We start from the raw sequence: 26469 nt of genomic DNA, 5'->3' as shown, positions 1-26469 counted from the left end.
CAGGGCTTTTGTTTTAGAACTGGTACTTCATCGTCAGCATGATCTTCTGCGGTGCACCGTAAAAGCCCTGAGAGTCCTCCGTCAGGTCTACATACTTTTTGTCGAACAGATTATTCACGTTCAACTGGGCCGACAAGCTAGGCGAGAAGCGGTAATGCGCCATCAAGTTGGCCAGCAAAATGGAACCTTGCTCGCGTCGTGCGCTAAGATTTGGCGCCACAGTTCTATCCACATAAACATGACTGCGCCATTGCACACCGCCGCCTACCGTCAACTTCCCTTCGGTACCCGGCACGATATAGGAAGTTTGCAAATGCGCCAGGTTCTGCGGTTCAGAAGTTTTAAAAGGACCACCCTCAGCATTGCGCACCAGATTACGTGCAAAGCCTGCGGACACCTGCCAGCCAGGTTGAATTTCACCCGAAGCCTGTAGCTCGAAGCCCTCGCTGGTCACGCCCTTGGCCCCCCGATAAGCAAAATCGCTGGAGCCAGGTACAGTCCTGTCACCGTCTTTTTCGGCCACATTGTCCTGCTCGATACGAAACAATGCCAGCGAAGTGTTGAGCTTGCCATCAAAGTGCTCGGATTTCAGACCCAGCTCATAACTCTTGCCCTGCACCGGGTCCAGAAAGCCGCCACTGGCATCACGATAGGTCTGGGGCTGAAAGATATCCGTGTAGCTGAGATAAGCCGTGAAGTTATCGTTGAAGTCGTACAGCAGGCCAGCGTACGGCGTGAATACATGATGGTTCATGGTGTCATTGCCGGACTCGCGCTTCCAATTGGTTTGTCGACCACCCACAATCAGCTTCAGGGAATCGCTCAAGGACAGGCGCAGAGCGCCATAGACCGCATTCTGGCGCGTTTCCTGTTCGCCCAACGGCTGAAAACTCCCCCATACCGGCTCGGGATAGGAGCCGTCCCATTCAAAGACATTACCCACTGGCGTATTGCCTTGCGGAGCGTGGTTGCCATAACGGTAGTTGGACTTGCTGCCCATCACTCCCACAAAAGCCTCATGCTCCTGGCCGAAGGCATTAAATGGCCCGCTCAGTTCCAGCGAGGCGCTGTTCTGATCGAACTCCTGATGCGAGTTGTTCAGCAAGGACGTCATGCCCAAGCCGGTGACAGGATCAGGGTGGCCCATCAAATACACCAGCTTGGAGTCGTACTCGCTCTCCAGACGGCTGACATTGGCTTTCAAGGACCAGCCATTGGAAAAGCGATGGTCTATGCCCGCGTAGAAGGTATTGCTGGTCGTATCCCAGCGTGTCCAATCTGCACCGACACTGAAAGAGCGACGCCAATCCAGATCCCCGCCCTTGTTATCCAGCGTAGGCAGACCGCCCCAGGTCACGCCCGTCGGACGTTTAGCCTGATGCTCTACTCCAACCCGCACAGTCGTGTCAGGCGTCAGATCCGCTTCCGCAGTCGCTAACCAGGCACGATTGCGCGTGTGGTAACGATCGATATACGAATCGCGCTCCTCCATCATCCCTGCCACGCGGGCACGCACGGTACCGTCCTTGTTCAAGGGCGTAGATAGATCAATCGTGCCCCGGTGATGGTCCCAAGAGCCTATGCCAACAGAGGCGGTGCCGGTAAACACATCGCTGGTCGCGCGTTTGCGCACGATATTCACCGAAGCCCCAGGATTGCCCGCCCCCGTCATCAAGCCGGTAGCACCACGCACTATCTCGATGCGGTCGTAAAGAATGGGATCAAAGTTGGAAGTTCCGAAGAAATCATTCTGTGTGGCAATAGACACCCCATCGTATTGGTAAGTGTCGATATAGAAACCACGCGAATGAATATCGGTGCGGTCAATATCCGACATGGACGTTGCAATCCCCGTGACGGTCTTAAAGCTCTCGCCCAGCGTAGTCAAATTCATATCTTCCATCTGCTGGCGTGTAATCACACTGACGGACTGCGGGGTCTCGCGTGGTGACAGACGCAAACCTGTTGCCGCCGTGGTCGCCTGAACGGCATAGGAGCCCGAGCCTTCAGTAGACAGATCACGCCCCACCACACGAACCGGAGCCAGCTGCGTCGTCTCGCCCTGCACCGGGCGGGTCAGGGACACATTCTTGCCCTTACGTCGAAATTCCAGACCCGTGCCTGCCAGCAAGCGACTTAAGGCCTGATCTGCCGTGAGACTGCCGGACACAGGGGGAGCCGCAATCCCTTTAACCGCGTCAGGCAGATAGAAAATCTGCAACCCGGCCTGTGCACCTAGCTTTTCCAGCGCGGCCTCCAAGGGTTGTGCGGCAATGCTGATCGCCACCGGCGTTTCCTGCGCCCAGGCATGGGGTGCGTACAGACCAATAGCCAGAAAAAGGGAAAGTGCGAGGGCGTTAAGACCAATCGATGTCGTACCCCGACGCGCGGCGGCGGGTATTGCTTGCGTGTCCAGCATGAACAGAGTTCCAAAAAATAAGTACGCGCATGGTGCGCAGACGCCCTTGGCCAAGGCTATGGGCTAGCCTGTTTCCGATCTGGAAAGCAGGCCCCCATAAGTAAGACGCCGTAGCGAAAAATTTTCCGGAATGATTCTCACTGCTCTTTTTGATACAAAATGTATCAATAGTGGTGCACGACTTGCTTGGCAACGGAACTCAACAGCACAGCATCGTTCGTCTTCGAATCGCTGTTCACCATTCGCACTTCACGGTTCGTGGCTTATTGCTTGCTGCCAAACGCAAAACGAGCCGTAACCTTAACGCGCCATTAACAAAGCGCTGCCATCCGCTTGTCGCACCACCCGTACTGGCGCGATGTCCGGCAGGATATCCAGCGCCGCTGCTGGTTCCTCAATACTCAATGTGCCCGAAATGCGCAACTTGGTGATCTGTGAGTCTGTCACCCGCAAGGGGTGTTCCAGATAGCGGCTCAGCTCCTGTGCCACCGTCGTCAAAGGCACATCACGGAACACGATGCGCCCCTCTTGCCAGGCCATAATCGCTTCCACACGCTCCTGAGCTAAAGGCATCACCTTGTTGTTTACCGCGCTGGATACCTGCCCAGCCGATAACATCGCCCGGTCCCGGCGCCACCACGGGCCTGTGGAAAGCTGCACCGAGCCCTCGCGCACAGCCACGGCGACACTCTCCGCCTCTCGACGCACATTGAACTGCGTCCCGGTAACCAGCACCTGCGCCTGACCCGCGTCTACGGAAAAGGGGCGATTCTTGTCGGACTGCACCGCAAACAGGGCCTCGCCCCGCAGCAGCTCCACGTTTCGGCGCGACGCGTAAAACGCGATGTTCACCTCCGTGTCCGTATTCAAATCCAGACGCGAACCATCCGGCAATTCAAGCTGCTTGCGCTCGCCGCGTGCGGTCAACAGGCGCTGGGTAAACACAGGCGTTTCGGCCCACATCGAACGACTGAACCAGGCCCCGGCGGCCACCGTTGCAAGCGTCACCCCTGTACCCATCACCCAGCGTCGACGCGCAAAGTTGGGCACCTCTTTCGCCGGACGATTCATGATCTCCCGCATCTCGTCCATGGGCAGATGGTCCGCCACCTGCCAGACCTGCTGCAAGGAACGGTACTCCCGCTCATTGGCCGGATCCTGCGCCAACCACGCATCCCGCTCACGCTGCTCCTGCGGCGTCAGCTCACCGAGCTGCTCTCTGGAAAACCAGTCCAGCGCTTGCTCTTGGGGCAGATAAGAGGGGGTGGGATTGTCGTTTTTAGGCATGGCTCGCGTCGCCAGGGACACAGGGCACAAAACCGTGCCCTTCACTGATAAGACGTTTATGCATAAGGAAATCCGGAATCAATGAGGGGCATAGCTTTGTAACTTTTTCTGAAGATGCCGCAATGCCCGCTTCATGTATTTTTCCACCGAGCTGGGCGTCAGATCCAGCTTCTCTGCAATTTCCTTTTGCGTATAGCCCTCTATTTTGTTCCACAAAAACACTTGCTGGCACTTCAAGGGCAGCTCCTGCAAGGCATCTCGCAACGCCTGGCTAAGCTGCTCCATGCGCAGATCACTTTCGGGGCCAAGACCTACCGGGTGCTCCTCCTCTCGCAAATCGTGTAGAGGCACCACGTCGTGGCGCGACTGACGGCGGATCTCACTGATCAGCTGGTTTTGCGCACTGCGATACATATAGGCTTTTTGATTCAGTGCCGCAGCATGTTCGCCGCGCAGCAAGCCTTCAATGGAGTCCTGCGCGGCATCTTCCGCGTCCTGCGGCAAAGAGCTGCGCTTGGCCCACGAGCCGATCAGCCCGCTGTAATGAGCGAGCCAGCCTTTCTTGGACGTGGGGCGGCGGGACATGGCAAATACAAGAGACGGATGTCGAATGAAGCGAGCATATTAACAATAATTCTCATTTAGATATAGAAAAGTCCCTGCAGTGTGGCATCCCACCTCATCCTGCAAATTTGCAAGAGGGCTTGCAACATTGGCGCTTTCCTATCGCGCCCTCCTTCTTAAGAATGGCAAATACAAATCCAATCAAAAAAGGAGACAAACATGGCGGATATCTCTGCCCAGGTTTATGAGGCGCTGTACGCAAAGCCTCAATTCCAGGATCTGGTACGCAAGCGAAGAGGCGTGGTGCTGCGGTTGTTGTTTGTCAGCATGGCCTTCTTTTTTCTGGTTCCCATTCTTTCCAGTCTTAGCCCCGAGCTTTTTCGTCTGAAACTGAGCAACTCCACCAATTTCGGGCTCTGGTATCTGATCGCCCAGTATCTGGTGGGGGGTGCCGTGGCCTGGCGCTATGCCGTCCAGTTGCGTCACCTGGACAAGATGGTGCAGCAGTTAACACAAGAAGAATCCCAGCAGTTCTCAATGCGCTCCGCGACCGTTTAAGGGGCTCATCATGAAAAAAATAGTATTTGCGACAGCCTTGATGGCTGTCAGCGAAGCTGCGCTCGCACAGGAAAGCACCTTGGTTAATGAAGGCAACAGGGTGCTGACGTTTTCAGTATTCGCCTTCTTGTTCTTGTTCACGCTGGGCATCACGTTTCTGGCGGCACGCCGCAACGCCACTGCCAGCGACTTCTACACGGCGGGCGGCGGTATCAGCGCCCGTTTCAATGGGCTGGCCATTGCCGGGGATTACCTCTCAGCCGCCGCGTTTTTGGGCGTTTCCGGGCTGATCGCGATATATGGTCTGGACGGTATCAGCTATCTGGTGGGCTTTTTCGTATCCTTCATTCCAGTGCTGATTCTGGTGGCCGAACCTTGCCGGAATCTGGGTCGCTACACGCTGGGCGATGTGCTGTCCTATCGAAACAACTTCCGTGCCACCAAGCTGGTTGTGGCCGGGTCCAGCATTCTGGTCGCGCTGTTTTACATGGTCCCGCAGATTGTGGGCGGTGCCGTGATTATCCGGGCGCTGATCGGGATTCCCTATGAGGTTTCTGTTGGCATCGTCGGCCTGATGATGCTGATTTACGTGTTATTTGGTGGCATGCGTGCCACTACTTCAGTGCAAGTGCTCAAGGCTGGTCTGCTGATCAGTTTCTGCTTCGTGCTGGTGATTCTGTCCTGGGCGCCCTACGGCTTTAACGTGGAAGCGTTTTTTGGCTCGGTCATTTCCAGCCTCGCCATCCAGAATCATGTGATCAATTTCCTGGGGCAATCCTCGCTGGGTGTGGCCGAGGCCGGGCAGCGCTTTCTGGAACCGGGCCTGTATCTGAAAAACCCGGTCGAACAGATTTCGCTGGGTATGGCACTGGTGCTGGGAACCGCCGCAATGCCACATATCCTGATGCGCTTTTTCACCGTGCCACATGCGCAAGCCGCCCGCAAATCGGCACTGTACGCCATGTTAGCCATCGGCCTGTGCCATCTGTTCATTGTGGTGATCGGTTTTTCTGCCGCACTGAATGTCAGCCCCAGCGCAATTCTGGGCCTGGACAAGGGCGGCAATCTGGCCGCGCCCATGCTGGCGCAACTGTTGGGTGGGGGGCCGGAGAGCATGATGGGCAACTTCATGCTGGCCGTGGTGGCTGCCGTGTCCTTTGCCACGATTGTGGCGGTGGTGGCCGGCCTGACACTGGCCGCGGCTTCCTCCCTGGCCCATGACGTGTATATCGGCGCAATTCGCAACGGTGCAGGCACCGAGCGCGAACAGGTCATTGCAGCGCGTATCGCCACCTTGCTGATGGCGGTGATTTCCATCGCTGCCGGTATTGCGGCCAAGGGACAGAACGTGGCGCATCTGGTGGGCCTGGGCTATGCCGTTGCCGCATCGGCCAACCTGCCAGCGCTGGTCTGCACCTTGTACTGGAAACGCTGCAATACCGCCGGTGTGGTGGCGGGTGTAGTAGGCGGAACGATCTTGTCCATCGGGCTGGTGCTGGTATCGCCCAACATGAGCTACCCGCTGCTGCAAAAAGAAGCGGCACTGGCCACTGTCACCACCGTCAATCAAAAGCTGAACACGGCAAGCGACCCTGCCCTGCGCGACAAGCTGGTCACTGAACGCAACGCAGCCCAGGCCACGGCAGATGCCATTCCTGCCGATGCAAGCAGCGTGGTGGGCCTGTCCAAGCCCCTGATCAGCTTGCGCAATCCCGGAATTATCTCCATCCCTCTGGGCTTTTTACTGGTGATTCTGTTCTCGCTGTTCACCCGCAGCGCCCTGTCGGAATCCAGGTGGGTAGAGATGTCGGTTCGCCGGGAAACCGGATTAGGTGTGGCCAAGGCCACGGTTCACTAAACGTAGAGAGAAACACACCATGTCACTTCCAATCACTCAAGTTGCCGCGGCACATATTGCCTCTGTTTACATGGACGCGGCCGCCTCGGTACGCAAGGCCATTGCCATTATTGACGAGGCCGCCCGCCACGGTGCCGAGCTGATTACCTTTCCCGAAGCCTTCATCCCCGGTTTTCCAGTCTGGGCCGCGCTGTGGGCGCCCATTTACAACCACGACTGGTTCAAGAAAATGGCAGCCAACAGCATCCATATTGATGGCCCGGAAATCGCCCAGATTCGTGCCGCTGCCAAGCGCAATGGCATCTTTGTGTCCCTGGGTTTTAGCGAAAGCACCGAGGCCAGCGTAGGCTGCATCTGGAATTCCAATGTGATCATTGGCGATGATGGTTCCATCCTGAATCACCACCGTAAACTGGTGCCCACCTTCTACGAAAAAATGGTCTGGGCTCCGGGTGATGGCCATGGTCTGCGCGTGTGCCAAACCCGCATTGGCCGCATCGGTGCCCTGATCTGCGGGGAGAACACCAACCCGCTGGCCCGCTACTCACTGGCGGCCCAGGGCGAGCAGATTCACATCTCCGCCTGGCCGGCTATCTGGCCGACTCGCATGCCCAAATCAGGCCAGAACTTTGACAATGTGGCAGCCAACAAAATACGAGCAGGCGGCCACTCTTTTGAGTCCAAAGTCTTCGGCATTCTGAATGCCGGTTTCCTGGACCAGGCCATGCTTGATGCCCTGACCGAAGGCGGGGATGCCCAGGCGCGCGAAGTGCTGGAAAACACCCCGCGCGCGGCAACCCAGTTCCTGGACCCCACCGGCGCATCCGTAGGCGACTTTCTGCAAAATGAAGAAGGGATTGCCTATGCCACTTTCGATTTGAACGCCTGCGTGGAACCCAAGCAGTTCCACGACATTGTGGGCTACTACAACCGCTTCGATGTGTTTGATCTGTCCATTGATCGTCGACGCATCACGCCCGCTACTTTCCGAGGACCAAACAGCGCAAGCGGTAAACAATCACGTAGCAGTGAGCCCGTGCAGGACGGTCAGGTAGCCAGTTCGGAAACGATGGAGGAATAAGGCCATCGTCTGACCCACCCTGCTAGCAGTACCTGCCATGTACTTCCGTTGCCTCGGGGGTACATGGCAGCCTCTATTTCTCTTTCCAAACAAGGCCGTCCCCAACACAAGGTACATTGCAAATTTGCAACTCCCTGAAAGCTTGATCTATACCGTGATAGCTCGCAGTAGACTTAAAAATACGCACGGGTTTCGTCCATTATTTGATACCCGCCTTGCAAATATTCTTGTCCAGGGTTGTAGCCATGTCTCCTATTGATCCCAATTGGCATGATCTGAAAATTTTCCTGGAAGTGGCGCGCTGCGGCACCCTGGGCGCGGCCGCCAGACGTTTGAAGGTAGACCCGTCCACCCTGAGCCGTCATATCAGCCGACTGGAAGAAACGATTAACGCGCCTATCTTCGAGCGCAGTAACCAGGGTCTGCATCTGACCGCAGGCGGGCAAGGCTTGCTGGAGTATGTGGAGTCCATGGAAGCCAGTGCCGTGGCTCTGGCAGAACAATTGGGGGATCGCCCTAAAGAGCCCTCCGGCACAGTGCGGGTCGGCTCCATGGAAGGCATTGCCTCCTTATATCTGGCGGCAGAGTTTCAGGGCTTTTCATCGCTACACCCCAAAATCGCCATTGAGCTAGTCACGACGACCCAGCAAATGCACGTCAACCGGCGTGAAGCAGATGTATTCCTGAGCTTTTTTCCCATGGCAGGCAAGTCCATTGATGTGGTGCCCCTGGGCTCCTTTCCGCTACATCTGTACGCGTCTCCCGAGTACCTGACCCGTCACGGTCATCCCTGTGATCTGGACGACCTGCTGGATCACCACTTTGCCTCTTATGTGGACGACCTGATCCAGCTGGATACCGTGCGCTGGCTTAATGAAATCATCTCCCGGCCCAAGCTGGCTTTTCAGTCCTCCAGCATGATTGCCCAGATGTTTGCCGCCGCAGCCGGTGCAGGTATCGTCATGCTACCCTCTTTTGCCAAACCGGAAAGACTGGGCATGATCAAGCTGCTGGATGAACAAGTTACCGTACGTCGCACCATCTGGATGACAGTGCATCGGGACTTGCAATACTTGCCCCGCATCAAGGCAGTAACTCGTTTTCTGGAAAAGACGATAGGCCGGGACTACCCTTGTCGGACCGACTAAACCTTTCTTGGTCCACCGCTTTCAGGCACTTTTTCAGGCCGACTTTACTGACAAAGAGAAACGTCTCTTAACTGCATGGCGCGGCTGCAATGCTAGGCTGATCTCACCTTCTGTTTTATTTCAGCAAAGGAATCAGCCTTATGCGTTTTTCTTCCTTCAAAGCGCGATGCGCAATGGTCTTGGCCACCGCAGGCGCCACCCTTGCTTTATCCGCCCCTTCGCTGGCCGACGTCATCATCCCCATGAATATGGCTACCGAAAGCGGTGCTGGCGAACAGATCGGCCAGGTTAGCGTCCGTCAGACAGAGCATGGTTTGGTTTTCACGCCAGACCTGAAAAACCTGAAACCCGGTGTACATGGCTTCCATGTGCATGAGAACGCCAGCTGCGCCCCCAGCGAAAAAGACGGCAAGGTAACGCCTGCCGGAGCAGCGGGCGGCCACCTGGATCCTGCAAAAACCGGCAAGCACGGCTTCCCATGGGGCAACGGCCACTTGGGCGACCTGCCCGCCCTGTATGTACAGGCTGACGGTACCGCCAGCACACCCGTTCTGGCCCCACGCCTGAAGTCCTTGGATCAGATCAAGGGCCGCTCCCTGATGATTCACGAAGGCGGTGACAACCACTCCGACCACCCCGCGCCCCTGGGCGGCGGTGGCGGACGCTTTGCTTGCGGGGTGATTAAGTAAGCAGTCTTAACTCTTCAACCTTCTCAAGGAGATGCCATGAACGAAACAATTGAATCTTCCTTTGAACATCTGCAAGAGATTATCAAGGACATCCGCTTTGCGATGTTCGTCACCCATGCGGCCAATGGCGAACTCCATGCCTGGCCCATGACAACCCAGAAGGCAAAAATGGGGTCGACCCAAGAGGACTATGAGCATGACAAGCTATGGTTCTTCATGTCGCGCAGCAGTGACCCGGTCAGTAATCTGAGCGCCAATCCGCATGTGAACGTCAGCTATGCCGATCCTAAAAGCGACACCTATGTGTCGGTGTCCGGTATGGCCCGCGTGGTCGACTCCATGAACCAGAAAGAACGCTTCTGGAACACCATGACTGAAGCCTGGTTTGCCGAGGGTATTACCGACCCTGATCTGGCGCTGGTGTGCGTGCATATTGATAGTGCGGAGTACTGGAGCGTGCGCGAAGGCAAGCTGGCACAAGCCGGAAAAATGCTGAAAGCCACCCTGATGGGCGAGCGCCTGACCGAGATCGGCGAGCATGGCAAAGTCACGCCTGGCCGCTAACCCTCTGTCGCAAGCCACCCTTTCTTGATGCAAAAAAAAGCCCGGTCAGACACCGGGCTTTTTTCATCAGGCTGATACGAACAGCCCTCAACTCAGTTTTAAGTAGCGGGCAAGACGGGTATATAAAGGTCCGGTCAACACCAACACGCAAACCATGCGCGCCACCTGAAAGGAGGTCACCATCGGCGCTCCCAGTTGCAGCACTTTGGCGGTAATCGCCATCTCTGCAATGCCGCCTGGGCTAACGCCAAGCACCAACGTGGGATAGGCAATATCGGAAAGCCGATACAGGCCATAGGCGAAGGCAAACGCCAAGCACAGATTGATCAGGTTACTGATGGCAGCGACCCCCAAATACCTGGGAGCACGACGGAAAAAGTCCGGCCCGAACTTGTCGCCCAGAGCCCAGCCAATGCACAGCTGCCCCAAGTTGGAAATTTGTATCGGCAGGCCCGACAAAATAATGTCGTTATACGTAAGAATGGCCACCACCAACAAAGGGCCTAGCACCCAAGGGTTGGGCAAACGCAAGATTTGAAAGAGGAAGCCGGCCACACTGCTTAACAGCACCAGCAGAGCCAGACCAGGAAGGTTCAAAAAATCAGGCCGTACGACAGCTCCCGCCTGCTCCCCCGAAAAGCCCAAAGCCTCGAACGCGAAGGGAATAATCACTACGACCATCAGCACCCGCAAACCATGTGCAGAGGCGACCAGATCCGGACGTGCGCCATAACGCTCCGCCAGCCCCGTCATCTCGCTGGCTCCCCCTACTGCACTGGCAAACCAGGCAGTACGCAGATCCGTACCGGCATAACGGGTCAGCATGAATGTGCCTATGCAGCACAAGACCAGCGCAAACACCATGCCCATCACGATAAACAGAGCATTACTGCCAATCAAATGCACCATGGCTGGGGTGAAATACAGCCCCAGGGATGTCCCAATAACCCATTGACCTGCATTGCGTGCCAGCGGCATGCAGGCCCCCGGACTGCCCGCCATTTTGGTAGCTGCCGTCAAGATCAGGGCACCCAACATCCAGGGCAAAGGCATACTTAGCCAACTGGCCACCAGGGCACCAAGCAGGGCCACCCCAAAACCCAGGGCAATTCGAAACCAGATAGCCATAACAAAAACAACAAGGCCAGGCCGCAGCCTGGCGCTTTCTCCCGATAAAAGCCCCACCGAAGCGGTGGGGTCCCCCTATTTATGTCTCGTCGTGCAGTTGCTTGCGCCCTGCAATACGACGCAGCACGATCGGACCTACACTAACCAAAACGGCCGCGATCCACAAGGCAATTGAAACTTTGCTCTCGAACAAAATACCGATTTCACCGTTCGTGATGGACAGCGCGCGACGCAGATTCTGCTCCATCATATTGCCCAGAACCACTCCCAGCACCATCGGTGCCATGGGCACGTTCATCTTGCGCAGGAAGTAGCCCAGAACGCCGATACCAACGACCAGCAGCAGATCAAAGCTCGTGCCATTGATGGCATAGACCCCGATATAGCTGATCGCCAAAATACCAGGCACCAACAGGCGCGGAGGAATAGCCAGCATGGAGGCAAAGACCCGCACCATGGGCACGTTCATCAAGAACAGCATGACGTTGGCGACCATCAAGGAGGCGATCAAGCCCCACACAATCTGTGGCTGAGACTCAAACAGCACCGGCCCCGGCGTGATGTTGTACAGCGTCAGGGCACCCATCATGACCGCCGTTGTTCCAGAGCCTGGCACGCCCAGTGTCAGCATGGGAATAAAGGAGCCGGTTGCAGCACTGTTATTGGCCGCCTCTGGCGCAGCCAGGCCACGCATATCGCCCTGGCCAAACATGGCATTGGGATCTTTGCCTTCGATATATTTTTTCTCATTGGCGTAGGCCACCGCAGAGGCCACACTGGCCCCGGCACCGGGCAGGATACCGATGAAAAAACCCATCACACCACCACGCACGGTGCTCCACCAGGTCATGCCCAGCTCTTTCAGGTTAAAGAGCTTGCGCTTGCTTTTAGGTACTTCGATCGACACGCCACCCAACAGGTTTTCCAGCATCTGCAACATCTCTGCCACAGCAAACAAACCAATCACGACAACAACAAAATCAATGCCGTCTGCCAGGTTCGGAATATCAAAGCTGTACCGATATACCCCCGAGTTGGCGTCCACTCCCACCGTAGAAATGAACAGGCCCAGCATAGCGGCCAGGATACCTTTGACTGGCTCATCCCCCAACAAACTGGTCAGCGCACAAAAGGCAAACACCATCAGCACAAAATACTCGGCCGGGCCAAAGGCAACCGCCCAGCCCGCCAGCATGGGAGCCAGCAGCACAATACCGCAGATGGCAATGGTGGACCCGATGAACGAGGAAAAAGCCGACAAGGACAAGGCCACACTGGCCAAACCTTTGCGCGCCAGCGGATAACCGTCCAGCGTCGTCATGACCGCTGCCGCTTCACCGGGCACATTGATCAGAATGGAGGTAATACGACCACCATACTCCGCACCCACATACACAGCGGCCAGCAGGATCAGAGCAGACTCCGGGGGCAGCTTCATGGCAAAGGCAATCGGCACCAGCATGGCTACACCATTAATCGGCCCCAGCCCAGGCAACACGCCCACAATGGTGCCGATAAAAGCGCCAATCGCGGCGACCAGCAGATTCTGGGCAGAAAAAGCAACGCCAAAGCCTACGCTCAAATAATCAAGAATCGAGCTCATAACCACTCTCCCAGGATGCCGTAGGGCAGAACCACATCCAGGCCCAAATCAAATAGCAGAAACAGCCCCACTCCCATCGCCAGCCCGCCAATCAGGGCCTGCTTCCAGCTACCGCCAAACAGACGGCCTACCAAGGTAGCCATCAGCGTGGTGGCAATGATGAAACCCAGCCACTGAAACAGCCAGGCATAAGCCGCCAGGTAGGCCACCATCATCAAGATGCGGCCATTGGCTCCACTGGGGTTGGCAGGCACAGTCCCACCACCTTTGATAATCAGGCGCAGCCCGCATAAAGCAATGATCAAGGCCAGCAATAAAGGGAAGGCCTTGGGGCCAACAGGCTCATAGGAAAAAGGCGGCTCTAGGTCGTAGCCAAAAGCGGTGATCAAGGCAGCGAGCACCAGCGCGCCCACGCCTAGTACGCGATCATTCAGCGTCATGATTGGAATCTCCGGATTCACCCGCCATGGACGACGGGGCAGACAGGCGGCACTCCCGGCGCAAACCGGCCGGGAGTACCGTAAAAACTTACTTCTTGATCAGGCCAAACGAGTCAGCCAATTCTCGATACTGAAGTACTTGTTGTTTTACGTAAGCATCCAGTTCCTGGCCGCTCATATTGAAGGGGAACAGGCCCTGCTGGGTTTGCATGCGAGCAAACTCGGGCGTTTTCATCAGCTGCTCGAACGCCTGAACCCACCACTGATATTGCTCGTCAGAGACTTTGGGGCCCACATAAAAGCCGCGAATAATAGGCCACTCGATATCAAAGCCCTGCTCTTTGGCCGTGGGAATCTCGGCCAGCGCACCGTCCAGTCGCTTATCGTTAAAGACAGCTAGAACACGAATAGGCGCCCCACCCTCCAGCATGGTGTGAGCTTCGGCTGCATCGCCCATATAGGCCTGAATATGGCCACCGCGCAGGGCCGTCATCGCCTCGCCACCGCCCTCAAAGGCAACAAAGCGCATTTTGCGGAAATCCACATCTGCGGCACGGGCCGTCAATGCAGCCTTCATCCAGTCCTGCCCTCCCACGGAACCACCCGCTCCCAGAACAATCTTGGTCGGGTCGGCCTTGAAGGCCTCCATCAGGGATTTCAGGTCCTGATAAGGCGAGTCCGCACGCACAATGGCCACGCCATAATCACTGCCAATCGACGCCAGCCAGCGCACGTCCTCTACCGAGTATTTGCCAAACTTGCCCTGTGCCAGATTCAGCAGGGAGCCACCCGAGAAAGCAGCAATCGCATTGCCGTCGCCCGGACGCTGCGCCACGATATGGTTATAGGCCACCGCCCCTACACCGCCGGGCATATAGACGGTGCGCATGGGATTTTCCAGCAGCTTGGTTTCCAGAAAACCGTTCACGGCTACACGACAGGTCAGGTCAAACCCGCCGCCTGGCTGTGCTGGAGCAATACACTCAGGCTTGGAGGGTTGCTGGGCCTGTACGCCACTCAGGCTGCTCAAGCCCAGAATACTGCTGGCCAGTAGCACCCGTAGTTTCATGTGGATAGTCATTGATTCGCCTCCAGGAGGATCTTGGTCGTTGTAATGGGTGCGACCTTACCGGAGCGAAGCTTTCGCCTACCTTTCAATTTCGCCAAAAAACACGATTTTCAAGGGTATACCCTGAACAATCCAATCAGTGTTCAAGCGAATCAAACTCCAAACGCACAATCAAACCACGCTGCTGCGGGCCTGTCCGCAAGCTCATGCGGGCGCCATGAATCTGTGCAATAGCCTGTACGATCGCCAGCCCCAAACCGGAGCCCTGCAAGGCCTTCCCCGCCTCGCCACGCCTGAAACGATGGCCCGCCTTGGCCATATCATCAGCACTCATACCCGGACCATCGTCTTCAACCTGAATGCTGCACACCGGCCCTTCCTTGCGCACCGTTACCGTAATGCATGCAGCACGTGGGCAGTACTTGATGGCATTGCTGACCATATTGCTTAAAGCCTGTTGCAAGAGCCAAGCCTCCCCGGCTACCCGAACAGGGGTGGAGGGCGCGTCCAGGCCCAGGTCCTGACGCTTGGACCTCGCCAGGCTCCAGAGCTCATCCACCACCAGCCCGGCTTGCTGGCACAAGTCGACTGTGCCCAAGGCCGCGCGGGTGCGTAGCTGGTCAGCAGCATCGCGAACCCTGGACAAGGCCACCATTTGATGCGTCATCTGAGCCGTGTTGTTCAAGCGTAATTGAATTGCCTCCAGCACCTCCTTCATTTCATCGGTCTTGGCCAAAGACAGGGCAAAATCCACCTGGGTCAGCAAAACAGCCAAGGGGGTTTTCAACTGGTGCGAGGCATCGTCCAGAAACTGCTGTTGCTCGCGTGATTTGCGTGCATAACGATCCATATGCAAATTGATGGTCTGTACCAAAGGCCGGACCTCTCGCGGCAGGCTGGCCTCGCTGATCGGCTCCAGGTTGTCGGGGGAACGATGCCGTACCTCGGCGCTCAACTTGCGCAAAGGGCGTAGCGCCAACAAGGTGCCAGCCAGAATCAGAACAATGAAAAGACTGAACACCGCCATGTCCTGAATCAGATTCTGGATAATGACTTTACGTATGAAAGCATGGCGCTCGCTCAGGTTTTCACCTGCCTGAATCAGGATTCGGCTGTCTTGATAAGTCTGCAAGCGTCCATCCGATTCCAGCGCCACCGCCGCGATGCGCAAGGGCTCTCCCAGATATTCAGCGTCATAGAAAACGGGCTGATTACTGAGCAGACGCCGCACTGGCAGCGGCATACCGGTAAAGCCAATTTCCGATAAACCATCTTCAGTAGCCACCCTGAAATACACCTGACTACTGATGGTGTACTCCATGAACTCCATCATGTAGTAAGACTGCTCCATCGCCAGCCCGCCACTAATGGTCAAGACATTGGACGACATGGACTTCAAGGCACCGGCCAAAGCCCGGTCAAACGCGGCGTTGACCTGATCCTTCAGAGTCATGCTGGAAACAAACAGGGACACGCCCGAGGTCAGCAAGGCCGCAGGAATCAGCATGAACAACAAAGTACGACGCAGACTGCTTAAGGCCATATTTGCCCCCGATAAGGCAATACGCTAAGGCTCATCATCGCCCACAGGCTCCAGGCAATAACCTACGCCGCGCAAAGTGACGATATGGACATCCGAGGACTGCAGTTTCTTGCGCAAGCGATGCACCAATACCTCGATAGCTTCAATATTGATTTCATCCTCATCCTTGTCATTGAGCCGATCCAGGATGAACTGCTTGTTCACAGGTTCTCCGCTACGCTGCACCAGAATACGCAGCACCTCGGCCTCGCGCGGTGACACGGACAGAAGCGCCGAATCCAGCGTAAAGCGCTGTGTGGACAAGTCATAGATCAGGCTGCCACACGCCATACGCGGTTTGTCCTTGCCCCGGCTACGACGAATCAGGGCATTGACGCGCGCCACCAGCTCTTCAATACGAAAAGGTTTGGGCAAAAAATCGTCCGCCCCACACTCCAGGGCTTCCACTCGCTCCTGCAAGGAGTCGCGAGCCGTCAAAATCAACACGGGAGTCCGGTTATCCTCCGAACGCAGACGTGCCAGCAAGGCACGTCCGTCCATGCCCGGCAAGCCCAGGTCCAGGACGAGCGCATCAAATTCCTCGATCTGCAAACGATGGTAGGCCACCATCCCGTCGTTGGACCACTCGACTGCAAACCCTTTCTTTTGCATGCTGCGCGTCAGCCACAGGGCCAAATCAGGCTCGTCTTCAATCAATAAAATTCGCATGGCGGATAGTAGAAAAGAAAACAGAACAGGGGCAATAGTACGCCGCCGGATCGTATCAGCAGCACGTCACTGGCTGACAGACTCGGTCAGCTCCAGCACAAAACGCCGCAACCAGCGGCTTTCTTCATCATGTTCCTTGTTGATGTCCCAAATCATGGACACCACAAAAGATGGCACTCGCAACGGCACCGGCGAGACGGCTAATCGACTATTGCATTCCACAAAGGAGCGGGCGGCGTAATCGGGCATGGTCAGCACCAAAGGGCTGCCAATAATGGCGTTGATTGCCCCGGAAAAATGCGTGAACGAGGCCTTGACCTTGCGCTGCAGTCGCTCGGCATCAAAGAGTTCATCAACAAAGCCGCGCAAGCCGTCAAAGGACACCCGCCCATGATGAGCATGCAAATACTCCTGCTTGCTGATGGGGGTTGAAAACGCAATGGACTGCTTATCGTAAATGCAGATATAGGAAGCGGAAAACAGCACTTGCGACTTGTGCATGGTGCTCAGAAATTTGGGGCTGGAGCAAATCGCCAGATCCGCCCCATGCTCCACCATGCTTTGCGGCCACAAATAGCTATTCGTTTGGTAGAAGGAAAAACTGATCGTCCAGCCATGCTCGTCAGCCATGCGAATCATGCGTTTGGCCAGCATATTTTCCAGATCGTCGGACAAAGCGATGCGAAAAACCCGGCTGGAGCGAGCTGGATCGAACTCCTGCTCGGATGTGACCAGCGCCGAGATGCTTTTCAGGGCCTCGGATATCTGCGGGGCAATCTCCAAGGCCCGATGCGTAGGCGTCATTCCGTGCGAACCACGGGTAAACAGCTCGTCATTGAATACCACCCGCAACTTGCGCAAAGACGCGCTGACAGCGCCCTGGGTCAGAAATAGGGCATTGGCGGCCTTGGTCACGCTGCGCTCGTTCATCAAGCACTGGAACACCAGCAGCAGGTTCAGATCCATCCGCCTGATATTAGCGATATTAATGGAAGCCATTTTTCTAATTAGTTTGAATAATTATTTGGCTTGATTAGACTAAAAATCAGCCACAACCACAATAAGGGTCGGGTATTCACCTGCCCTGCTCGAGGAGATCTTTATGGGCACTGCTACCGTCGCCCCTGCACATGCCAAATCGGCCCCCCCAGGCCAGCCGGGCTTAAGTAAAAAACAAGTTGTTGCCGTTGGTATTGGCAACTTCATGGAATGGTTTGACTTCGCGATTTATGGCTACTTTGCAGCCATTATCGGCAGCATCTATTTTCCATCCGACGCCGCTGGCGTTTCCCTGTTGTCGTCCCTGGCCGTGTTTGCCGTGGGCTTTGTCTCGCGCCCCTTTGGCGCCCTGATTCTGGGCCCGATTGGCGACCGCTTTGGCCGCAAGACCGTGCTGATGATTACCGTCTTTGGCATGGGCGTGTTCACTACTCTGATTGGCCTGCTGCCTGGCTATGACACCATCGGCATTACGGCTCCTATCTTGCTGGTTGTGCTGCGCTTCCTGCAAGGCATGATGGTGGGTGGCGAGTGGTCCGCTGCCGGTATTTTCCTGGTGGAAAGCGCCCCCTCCAACCGTCGTGCCACCGCCGCCAGCGTGGTGACCTTCACCGCCGGCATCGCCTTCCTGTTGGGTACCGCCACCGCTGCCGCCATCAACGCCACGCTGACCGAAGCCCAGGTCTACAGCTGGGGCTGGCGTGTGCCCTTCGTGCTGTCGATTGTGATGACTTTCATTGCGGTCTTTATCCGTCGCAAACTGAACGACACCCCCGTCTACCACGAGCTGCAGGAAAAGAAAGCCAACAACACACTGGAGCGCGTCTCGTCCAAGGACAAGTTCAACGCCTTTGTTCTGTCCTTTGCGTTCTCCGCCCTGTTCCTGGTGTCGCTGTACTACTTCATCACCTACGCCAATAACCACCTGGTTTCCATCCTGGGCATGAGCAAGACCTCGGCCCTGTGGCTGTGCAGTGCCTCGCTGGTGGTGTATTGCATCTTGCACCCACTGGTTGGCCGTTTCTCGGACCACTACGGTCGCCGCAAACTGGCCTTGTTTGCCGCTGCGGGTCTGACCATCATGGCCTACCCGATTTTCATCATGATGAACTCTGGCAAACCCGCGCTGATTCTGCTGGGCCTGATCATCATGGCTTTCCTGGTAGCCATCTCTGCCGTCATGAACGTCGTGCTGCTGGTGGAAGTGTTCCCCGCCTCGATTCGCTCGACCGGCGCCGCACTGGGTCACAACGTCTCGTCGGCACTGCTGGCTGGTCCTGGCCCCTTCATTGCTGCCGCCCTGATCCAGTACACAGGCAACCCCAACGTACCGGCCTGGTACCTGGCTGCCGTATCCCTGGTGTGCTTCCTGATCCTGTATACCCGCCTGCCTGAAACCAAAAACGTGGACTTGTCCGCAGGCTGACCTTTAAAGGAGACCTAGTTATGAGCAAAGTTGCAGTTATACAAGCGGCATCCATCCCGTTTGACTCTGCCAGCAGTGTAGAAAAAGCCGCCGCCATCTTGCAGCGTGTGGCTGCCAATGGCGCCACCCTGGCTGTCTTTCCCGAAGCCTTTCTGGGCGGGTATCCCAAAGGCATCAGCTTTGGCAGCGTCATCGGCAACCGCCGTCCTGAAGGCCGTGCCCTGTACCAGATGTATGTGGAAGGCGCTGTCACCCTGGGGGGCCCTGAACTGGAAGCACTGGCCGATGCCGTTACCCAAACCGGTGTCTACACCGTGATGGGCGTAATCGAAAAAATGGGCCGCACCCTGTACTGCACCGCTCTGACACTGGCTCCGGGCAAAGGCGTGGTGGGCATCCACCGCAAACTGATGCCTACCGGCCAGGAACGTCTGGTCTGGGGCTTTGGCGATGGTTCCACCATGGGTACTGTCGACACCCCCATGGGCCGAATCGGCAACGTGATCTGCTGGGAGAACTACATGCCCACCCTGCGTCAGACCATGTATGCCCAAGGCACCGAACTGTACTGCGCCCCCACGGCAGACGACCGCCCCACCTGGGCCTCGTCCATGATTCACATCGCCGTTGAAGGCCGTGTGTTTGTGCTGTCCGCCTGCCAGGCCATCCGCCTGAACAACTATCCCGAGTCCTTCCAGAAAGAATTTGCCCTGCCCGGCGAATTTGCTCCGGACAGCTACGTAATGCACGGCGGCAGCATGATCGTCAGCCCCACCGGCGAAGTGCTGGCCGGCCCGGTGTTTGACGAAGAAACCGAGCTGTACGCCGAACTGGATATGGACCTGCTCAAACAGGCCAACCTGGACTTTGATGTTTACGGCCACTACTCGCGCCCCGACATCTTCTCCCTGCATGTAGACACCCGAGCCAAGCAGGTAGTGAAACTGCAAACCGAAGACTCGGCCGAGTAAAACCAGCCAAATCCTGCACCAGAAAACCGGCCCCATCGCGCGATAAACGTGATGGGGCCGGAACTGCTTTTGAGCCTGGCACAAGCTGCTGCCTGCACCTGCCCTTTCCTGTCGTAGCTTTCTTTTTAATCCCTTGGCACTAGCTCAAAGCCAAAGGTTCCAGCACGGGCTGATACGGAGACATCTGCAACTGCGTCTCGTCCAGACCCATTCCCTGCGCCAACAGAGCCAACATCGTCAGGCTCAATGGAACAAGACCTTTCTCGATCACGTTGTATTCCGCCACACTGATTCCCAAACGACTGGCCAAACGCTCGCGCTTGATCTCCAGATACTCGCGCCAGGCACGAATCAGGGTCCAGCGATGCGTTCGCATATCCTTGAGCACCACATACGGGATACTCTTGTCCGAACGCACAAAACGCGGTGCGGCCATCAACTTGCGCACGCACTCATCATTCATGGCATCTCGTGTCAACAGATGGGCATACAGCACGGCCTGCTCGGGCAAAGTGCGAGGATCAATATCTTCAGTGGTCAACAAGTATGTATTCATCATGGCTGACAAACCTAAGGATGTAAGAGAACGGTGAACCCTGAACTTACCGACCCATTCCACCCCGGTCTGTCAGATAATTCTGAAAATGCACCCTGACCGCCCTATCGGCTGATCCTGATCAAGACACACATCCAAACAGACCAAAAAAAAGCCCCTGAACACGTCAGAGGCACTCTCCCACAGCACTACACAACAACAACAACAACAACAACAACAACAACAACAACAACAACAACAACAACAACAACAACAACAACAACAACAACAACAACAACAACAACAACAACAATTCAGATACAAGCGGGCCTTAATCCACCCAGACGCAGCGTCATAAACCCGTGGCCGATTCAAGGGACCGTGCAATGAAAGCCCAAGTCACGCCCCTGTAGTCGGAAAGCCTTAAGGCAAGAATTCCCTGTGAGCCCCTCTGGCCTGCGCCGGGGCCTTGGGGCGATTCAGAGTGCTTGCCGCAGGCGAGAGATCAGGCGGGGGTTCAAGCACCCAGCTGTTTGAACCCGACGCTTGTACTTGGTCCGGGGGACCAAGTACCGGGTGAGTTCTGGGTGCGCCCTGCCTGATCTCTTGACAAGGGGACCGGTGCGCAGCACCGGCAAGTGCTCAAGCCCCAAGGCCCCGGCGCAGGCCAGAGGGGCGTCTTCACTGAGACAATTCCTGCCTAATCGTTAACTAATCATCAAGCCAAAAACCAAGGCATCAAAAACAATCAGAAGTTATATTTCACCCCACCAAAGAAACTCCTGCCATTGCCCGCCAGATAAGTAGGCATCGCCTCCGAAGCCGAACGTCGAATCACATAACTGCTGGCATACGTCTTGTCAAAAATGTTATCTGCCATCAGATAAGCACTCCAATGCTTGTCATGCTGATAAGCGACCTTGAAACCCCAAATGGCATAAGCATTTTGATGCGTGCCTTCCACATTCTGATGGTTGGTCGGCGTATCTGAAGCCAGCCAGCGCACGTTCGGCCCAAACCGCCAGCCACCACGTCGATATACCAGTTCTGCACCCAGCAAATGCTTGGGCACCCCGGCAATACGATTGCCTTCATACTCGCCCCCTCGGAAGCGGAAATCACTGTAGGTATAAGACAGACGATAGTCCCAGCGCCCTGCAGCCGGAGCAGGCAAGGAACCGCTCAAACCAGCCTCCACGCCCTGGTGCCGCGTCCGATCAGCATAGTTAAATGTCACCGATGAAGCCCCGGTTGCATCACTGACAGCCATCAGCTCATCTTTCACATTGCTGCGATACACAGCCAGGGACCAGTCCACCGCCGACTCGCCACTGCCCCAACGCCCGGCACCACCCAACTCAAAAGTCGTCGCCTTTTGCACATTCAATTCCGTCAGCCCTGTCACTGCCGAGCGCACATTCATGGGCTGCGGTACTTCCGCACTGATGATCTCCCAATACGTAGGCGCCTCATGACTGCGGCTGACATTGGCAAACACCCGCAAATCCTCGGACGGCTGCCACACCACTCCCAGTTTCGGGCTGGCGTAGGACCATTTCTGGTTCAGGGTATCGCCCCCCAAACGATTGCGCGCATCACGAATCGCCTGGCTGTACTTCACATCCCCCACCACGGCCCACTGGGGCGCAACCTTCCAGCTCAAACCCAACAGCGCATTGCGGTTTTCAGCCCGTAGGCGATAGTCCCCAAAGAACAAGGCACGGCTGCCATTGGCAGGATTGACCGCATACAACTCACGATCCATATCACTGCGCGCCCAGTCCAGGGCAAGGCGATAATCCAGGCTGCCTTCACGACCAGCCAACTGCCACTGTGCGCCATAGGTATTCCCCTTGGTGGGCGAAGACACCTGCGGATTCGTAAAGGTATCGTCCACCGTCTGCCAATACAGCCCCACGGTCTGATTGAAATCTTCAGTGCCCCAGTAGCTACGGTTAGCCAGACGGAATTGAGTAGCCTTGCGATTCGGGTCACGTTTATAGACGTTAGCTGCCATATCCTGCGGCGTGCCATAGTCCCCCATCACACTGCGCGGATCGCTGTAGAGACGTTCGCGTGGGACCACATTGGGAATATCAAACATCAAATCCACATAGGACAGGTAGGTGCGATTCTCGAACTGCCCGCGCTTGAATCCGATATTGCCTTGTACATTCGTGCGCTCGGAATCCGAGTGATGACGATAGCCATCGGCCTTGTCATGGCTGACTGCCAAACGCCCATCAAACTCGTCCGTCTGAAAACCCTTGGCGGCATACAGACCCAGACGCCCGAAACTGCCGCCCTCCACGCTGATGGCGTCACCCTGCGTACCGTTCATGGAGCGAAAATCCAACTCCCCACCTAAAGTGGTCGCACTGGCGGACAAGGCATTCGCACCACGCCGCACGCTGATCAAGGAGCTGTTGCGCGGTTCCAGAAAGCCGATCACAAACGAGCCATCCGCCTCGTTCAAAGGCAGACCATCTTGCAACAGCAAGACACCTCGATTAACCGGATTACTTTGAATCCCCGAACCGCGAATATTGAGCCGAGGCTGATCAATCCCGCCAAAGAAATCCTGCACTACCAAACCGGGTTGATAATCCAGGGCATCGCGCAAGGTCACCAGACGCACTTCTTCCTGCGGCTGAATCAAGTTGGTGCCACCGGGCACGGCGTCCAGGCGGGCTTTCTCTTGTCGTAGGTCAGCCTGCAGCACGCTTTGCCCGACAGGCGCCTTGATGACAATGGGAGACAGGGTGGAGGTAGACGGGTCGGCCCAGGCGGCGCCCGACCACAGCCCTCCCAGCGCCAGGCTGACTGTCAGCCGACGCAATACAGGAACGTGTGACATCGTATTCTCGATAGAAAGTGAAATTACCAGTGCAGATAAAACATGGTCTTGGCCAGGATCACGATCCCGACCATGTGACAGAACACGCTTAGGTGAATCCGCTTGAAATGGATGGACTTCATGCGTCCGGTGCGCCGCAAAGTCATGGCCGTCAGAAAGTGGCCAAAAACGCTGAGCGCCAACAGAATCTTGATGGTCAAAAACAGGCCCAAAGTGTTATCGAAAGGATGGGCCAGCGCAGCGCGGTGATGCCAAGCCAAACCTATCCCGGCGCTGTACAGAACCAGCAGAACCCAGGGCATGATGCGGCGGGCGCGGTCACCAATGGCAATCTCCAAGGTACGCATGGCCTCTCGCGGAACGTGCTTGCGTATGCCTTCCAGCATCAGGACTTCAAAAAACACCGTGCCGATGAAAAACAGAGCGGCAAACAGATGGAACAGCAGGATCACGGGATAGGCAGTCATGGCGTCAAAACCTCCTGAGACAAAAGTTGGGCATACAAGGAATCGGCCAGACGCTCGCGGGCAGCGGTATCCGCCGGGGCCACCGGTTCAAACAACTGGCCTTGCCCCTTTTTCAGCAGCAGGCAGGAATCAGCGACCCGCATCAATTCACGGGGTTGATGACTGACGTACAGCAGCGCTGCTCCGGTTTCTTCCAGGCAGCGCAGGCAGACTTGAGCCAGGCTATTGCGCAACGCCGGGTCCAGAGCACTGAAGGGTTCATCCAGCAGCAAAAGGTCCGGTTGCAAGGCAAAGGCGCGGGCCAGTGCCACCCGCTGTGCCATGCCACCGGACAGCTCGCCGGGCCAGGACTGGGCGACATCGGCCAGTTCCACCTGCCCCAGCCAATACATGGCACGCTCTTTGGCTTGCGCAGTCGACAAGCCTTGCGCACGCAGCGGAATCTGCACGTTGTCCAGCACGCTGCGCCAAGGCAGCAAACGGGGCTGCTGAAACACCAGCACGGGGTGACGAAACTCGTTCCAGACCTGGCCGGAATCAGGCTTGATCAGGCCCGCAACCAAACGCAGCAAGGTACTTTTCCCTTCGCCACTAGGCCCCAGAACGCCCAGGCGCTGCCCGGCCTGCAAGGTGAAACTTAAATCCTGCAAAACCGGCTTTTGCCCGAACAGGACCTGGACATGGCTTAGCTCAAGCATGGCTGTCCTCCCGCCACTGTCCCAGACGACGCTGCAAGGGTTGCAGCAGAACAAATTCAATCACGGCGACCAAGCCCAGAATCAGCACAACCCAGGCGTACAGCTCGGCGCTGTCAAAGGTGCTACGTGCGTTGGCCAAGGCATAGCCTGCGCCACTTTCTGCACCCAGCACTTCGGCCATCACCACCAGACGAACCCCACCGCAGCAAGCGATCAGCAAAGCGGCAGTCAAAGGAGCCGTCAGAGAAGGCAGATACAGGTGACGCAGACGGCGCCACCAGCCAAAGCGGTACACGTGGCTCATCTCGATCAGATCGCGGTCCACCTGCAACATCCCTTTGACGGTGTTCACGTACATGCCCGGCACCATCATCAGCACCGTCATGAAAATCACCATGCTCGAACCCAGGCCAAACCAGAGCATGGCCAGCACAACAACCACCACAGGCGGAATCGCCATCAATAGCCAACGCAAAGGCTCTAGCAAGCCACGCAGACGCGGGCTGTGTGCCGCCAAAATGCCTAGCGTGAAACCAATGGAGCAACCCACGCTGACGCCAATGGCCACGCGCAGCAGACTGGCTCCGGCGTCATTCAGAAAGTGCCCGGACATCATCAAACGCGGAATCGCGCGGGCAGTTTCCATGGGCGAAGCCATCAGCAAAGGCCCCAGAAACATGGCGCTGATCTGCCAGCACAGCAGAATCAGCAGCACACCCGCTACGCCCCATGCACGAGAGCTACGAGCCGTTAAATGAGACCTGGTTTTCATGGTCCATAAAACCCGGCAGCAGGCAGACCACCACCCAAGGCTTGGGGATGCTGATCCGCCAGCAATTGGTACAGCGCCTCCAGTTGAGGGCGGATTTCACTGGCTGGACGACTATCCAGACGAGTCTTTTCAATAGCGGTTTGAATTGCCGGAACCGGGAACTGAGGCAAATAGCCATGAACCATTTGGGCGCACTCTTGCGGCTGCTGGCTGCACCAGCGGGCCGACTCGGCATAAGCCCGTTCCACGGCCTGATTCAGCTCGGTATCGTGGGCCACAGTGACGTTAGCCATGACACCGGCTTGAGGCAGCGCCTGTTGCAAAGGAAAAGCCTGCGCCCAGGCTTGCTCCAGACTTTGACCGCGATGCAGCTCCACCTTCTTCTGCTCCGCCTGCCACAAGAGCAAGGAAGCAGTGGGTTCAACTAGCAAGGCTTGATCGCCCTGGCCGGTCAGCATCAAGGCAATGGCGTCCTGAGCATCGCGCGTACGACGCAAGCGTACAGTTTCCTTACCCCCTTGGGCTTGCTTGACCAGCAAGGTATCCAGCAAGACAGCAGGCAGATCGCGCTGAAATGGCACCAGCAGTTCCTTACCGGCCAGATCGCTAAAGCTCTTGACGGCGGGATCACGGCTGACTAGCCACAAAATGCCCCAGACCGAAATATTCAGCTGTTTGACGGCCTGCCCCTTGTTGAACATCAAGGCAGACAAATTGCTGGGTGCAGCGCTGTAATCCACTTCCTTTTTAGCCAGCAGAACACGCAACTGATCCGGGTTCTGCCACAGACGAAACTCCAGCTTGTCCGTGTATTGGCTCAAGGCCTGGGTCCGCGCCATATGCATCAAGGGATAGGACACCACCGCGCCTGGGCCGGCCAGAGTCAGAGACTTGTAACGGGGAGCGGCCTGGGCACCTGCTACCAGCGAGGCCAGGAGCAAGCCAGGCAAAACACGGCTCAAGACCTTGCGAACGAACATCCCACGGCCATCTCTTTTGGAGTTACCCAGCGCCTTAGAGGCAAACCGAGCAAGAACCCGCTCCTTAACTCCACCCAAAACGTGAACCTGTGCCCCTTTTTTTAG

Annotated in this window: 24 protein-coding genes; 8 read left to right on the top strand and 16 right to left on the bottom strand. The window is 56.6% G+C overall.

Annotated elements, in window-relative coordinates:
- Nucleotides 1–13: 13 nt before the first annotated feature.
- The 3 genes from KOE80_RS02600 to KOE80_RS02590 all read right to left on the bottom strand — a co-directional run bounded on the left by KOE80_RS02600 (nucleotide 14) and on the right by KOE80_RS02590 (nucleotide 4291).
- Nucleotides 14–2419: a TonB-dependent siderophore receptor gene (locus KOE80_RS02600; RefSeq protein ID WP_083054802.1), complete on the bottom strand. Its 2406-nt coding sequence runs from the start codon at nucleotides 2417–2419 to the stop codon at nucleotides 14–16.
- Between the two features lie 300 nt (nucleotides 2420–2719).
- Nucleotides 2720–3706: a FecR family protein gene (locus tag KOE80_RS02595; protein WP_226348284.1), complete on the bottom strand. Its 987-nt coding sequence runs from the start codon at nucleotides 3704–3706 to the stop codon at nucleotides 2720–2722.
- Nucleotides 3707–3784: 78 nt separating this feature from the next.
- Nucleotides 3785–4291: an RNA polymerase sigma factor gene (locus KOE80_RS02590; RefSeq protein ID WP_088451931.1), complete on the bottom strand. Its 507-nt coding sequence runs from the start codon at nucleotides 4289–4291 to the stop codon at nucleotides 3785–3787.
- 198 nt (nucleotides 4292–4489) lie between these two features.
- Here KOE80_RS02590 and KOE80_RS02585 point away from each other — a divergent pair, with 198 nt between their 5' ends.
- The 6 genes from KOE80_RS02585 (at nucleotide 4490) to KOE80_RS02560 (ending at nucleotide 10168) form a co-directional block, all read left to right on the top strand.
- Nucleotides 4490–4828 carry a DUF485 domain-containing protein gene (locus tag KOE80_RS02585; RefSeq protein WP_060185399.1) on the top strand — a complete coding sequence of 113 codons (339 nt, stop codon included), beginning with the start codon at nucleotides 4490–4492 and terminating at the stop codon, nucleotides 4826–4828.
- 10 nt (nucleotides 4829–4838) lie between these two features.
- Entirely contained in the window at nucleotides 4839–6686 is a 1848-nt protein-coding gene (locus tag KOE80_RS02580; RefSeq protein ID WP_226348283.1) for a cation acetate symporter, read from the top strand.
- Nucleotides 6687–6705: 19 nt separating this feature from the next.
- On the top strand, nucleotides 6706–7767 hold the full coding sequence (locus KOE80_RS02575; RefSeq protein WP_226348282.1) for a carbon-nitrogen hydrolase family protein: 1062 nt from the start codon (nucleotides 6706–6708) through the stop codon (nucleotides 7765–7767).
- Nucleotides 7768–8012: 245 nt separating this feature from the next.
- Nucleotides 8013–8915 (top strand): LysR family transcriptional regulator, encoded by a 903-nt coding sequence (locus KOE80_RS02570; RefSeq protein ID WP_226348281.1) that lies wholly within the window; start codon nucleotides 8013–8015, stop codon nucleotides 8913–8915.
- 140 nt (nucleotides 8916–9055) lie between these two features.
- Nucleotides 9056–9604: a superoxide dismutase family protein gene (gene sodC, locus KOE80_RS02565; RefSeq protein ID WP_009463437.1), complete on the top strand. Its 549-nt coding sequence runs from the start codon at nucleotides 9056–9058 to the stop codon at nucleotides 9602–9604.
- Between the two features lie 36 nt (nucleotides 9605–9640).
- A complete protein-coding gene (locus KOE80_RS02560) occupies nucleotides 9641–10168 on the top strand; it encodes a pyridoxamine 5'-phosphate oxidase family protein (RefSeq protein ID WP_035270198.1) in 528 nt (175 codons plus the stop codon).
- An 87-nt stretch (nucleotides 10169–10255) separates the two neighbouring features.
- Here the strand turns inward: KOE80_RS02560 and KOE80_RS02555 are convergent, their stop codons facing one another.
- From KOE80_RS02555 to KOE80_RS02525, 7 genes are all read right to left on the bottom strand, one after another.
- Nucleotides 10256–11296, bottom strand: coding sequence for an AbrB family transcriptional regulator (locus tag KOE80_RS02555; RefSeq protein WP_035270197.1), 1041 nt, complete (start codon nucleotides 11294–11296; stop codon nucleotides 10256–10258).
- 79 nt (nucleotides 11297–11375) lie between these two features.
- On the bottom strand, nucleotides 11376–12899 hold the full coding sequence (locus KOE80_RS02550; RefSeq protein WP_009463441.1) for a tripartite tricarboxylate transporter permease: 1524 nt from the start codon (nucleotides 12897–12899) through the stop codon (nucleotides 11376–11378).
- The gene (locus KOE80_RS02545; protein ID WP_035270589.1) at nucleotides 12896–13333 is read right to left on the bottom strand and encodes a tripartite tricarboxylate transporter TctB family protein; all 438 of its coding nucleotides are present in this window, start codon (nucleotides 13331–13333) and stop codon (nucleotides 12896–12898) included. Before KOE80_RS02545 ends, KOE80_RS02550 begins: the two co-directional genes overlap by 4 nt.
- Before the next feature lie 94 nt (nucleotides 13334–13427).
- Nucleotides 13428–14420 carry a Bug family tripartite tricarboxylate transporter substrate binding protein gene (locus KOE80_RS02540; RefSeq protein WP_035270195.1) on the bottom strand — a complete coding sequence of 331 codons (993 nt, stop codon included), beginning with the start codon at nucleotides 14418–14420 and terminating at the stop codon, nucleotides 13428–13430.
- A 124-nt stretch (nucleotides 14421–14544) separates the two neighbouring features.
- Nucleotides 14545–15951, bottom strand: a complete 1407-nt coding sequence (locus KOE80_RS02535) for a sensor histidine kinase (RefSeq protein ID WP_226348280.1) — start codon at nucleotides 15949–15951, stop codon at nucleotides 14545–14547.
- A 24-nt stretch (nucleotides 15952–15975) separates the two neighbouring features.
- A complete protein-coding gene (locus KOE80_RS02530; RefSeq protein WP_060185405.1) occupies nucleotides 15976–16659 on the bottom strand; it encodes a response regulator in 684 nt (227 codons plus the stop codon).
- 66 nt (nucleotides 16660–16725) lie between these two features.
- Complete coding sequence (locus KOE80_RS02525) at nucleotides 16726–17658, bottom strand: LysR family transcriptional regulator (RefSeq protein ID WP_226348279.1); 933 nt, start codon at nucleotides 17656–17658, stop codon at nucleotides 16726–16728.
- A 103-nt stretch (nucleotides 17659–17761) separates the two neighbouring features.
- Between KOE80_RS02525 and KOE80_RS02520 the strand changes: the two genes are divergently transcribed.
- Together KOE80_RS02520 and KOE80_RS02515 are read left to right on the top strand one after the other, a co-directional pair.
- Nucleotides 17762–19084 (top strand): MFS transporter, encoded by a 1323-nt coding sequence (locus KOE80_RS02520; protein ID WP_035270190.1) that lies wholly within the window; start codon nucleotides 17762–17764, stop codon nucleotides 19082–19084.
- A 20-nt stretch (nucleotides 19085–19104) separates the two neighbouring features.
- The gene (locus KOE80_RS02515; RefSeq protein ID WP_021447211.1) at nucleotides 19105–20055 is read left to right on the top strand and encodes a carbon-nitrogen hydrolase family protein; all 951 of its coding nucleotides are present in this window, start codon (nucleotides 19105–19107) and stop codon (nucleotides 20053–20055) included.
- Between the two features lie 139 nt (nucleotides 20056–20194).
- Here the strand turns inward: KOE80_RS02515 and KOE80_RS02510 are convergent, their stop codons facing one another.
- From KOE80_RS02510 to KOE80_RS02485, 6 genes are all read right to left on the bottom strand, one after another.
- Nucleotides 20195–20614 carry a helix-turn-helix domain-containing protein gene (locus KOE80_RS02510; RefSeq protein ID WP_226348278.1) on the bottom strand — a complete coding sequence of 140 codons (420 nt, stop codon included), beginning with the start codon at nucleotides 20612–20614 and terminating at the stop codon, nucleotides 20195–20197.
- A gap of 724 nt (nucleotides 20615–21338) precedes the next feature.
- On the bottom strand, nucleotides 21339–23447 hold the full coding sequence (locus KOE80_RS02505; RefSeq protein ID WP_226348277.1) for a TonB-dependent receptor family protein: 2109 nt from the start codon (nucleotides 23445–23447) through the stop codon (nucleotides 21339–21341).
- Between the two features lie 23 nt (nucleotides 23448–23470).
- Nucleotides 23471–23914: a CopD family copper resistance protein gene (locus KOE80_RS02500; protein WP_035270184.1), complete on the bottom strand. Its 444-nt coding sequence runs from the start codon at nucleotides 23912–23914 to the stop codon at nucleotides 23471–23473.
- Nucleotides 23911–24612 (bottom strand): ABC transporter ATP-binding protein, encoded by a 702-nt coding sequence (locus KOE80_RS02495; protein WP_226348276.1) that lies wholly within the window; start codon nucleotides 24610–24612, stop codon nucleotides 23911–23913. Before KOE80_RS02495 ends, KOE80_RS02500 begins: the two co-directional genes overlap by 4 nt.
- Nucleotides 24605–25384, bottom strand: a complete 780-nt coding sequence (locus KOE80_RS02490; RefSeq protein WP_226348275.1) for an ABC transporter permease — start codon at nucleotides 25382–25384, stop codon at nucleotides 24605–24607. The genes KOE80_RS02495 and KOE80_RS02490 overlap by 8 nt, the downstream gene beginning before the upstream one ends.
- Nucleotides 25381–26364, bottom strand: a complete 984-nt coding sequence (locus KOE80_RS02485) for an ABC transporter substrate-binding protein (RefSeq protein WP_226348274.1) — start codon at nucleotides 26362–26364, stop codon at nucleotides 25381–25383. The genes KOE80_RS02490 and KOE80_RS02485 overlap by 4 nt, the downstream gene beginning before the upstream one ends.
- Between the last annotated feature and the right edge of the window lie 105 nt (nucleotides 26365–26469).

Source organism: Alcaligenes sp. 13f, assembly GCF_020496585.1.
GTDB lineage: Bacteria > Pseudomonadota > Gammaproteobacteria > Burkholderiales > Burkholderiaceae_B > Alcaligenes > Alcaligenes phenolicus.
Note: the sequence above shows the minus strand (reverse complement) of the source record. Positions and strands in the feature narration are given on the sequence as shown.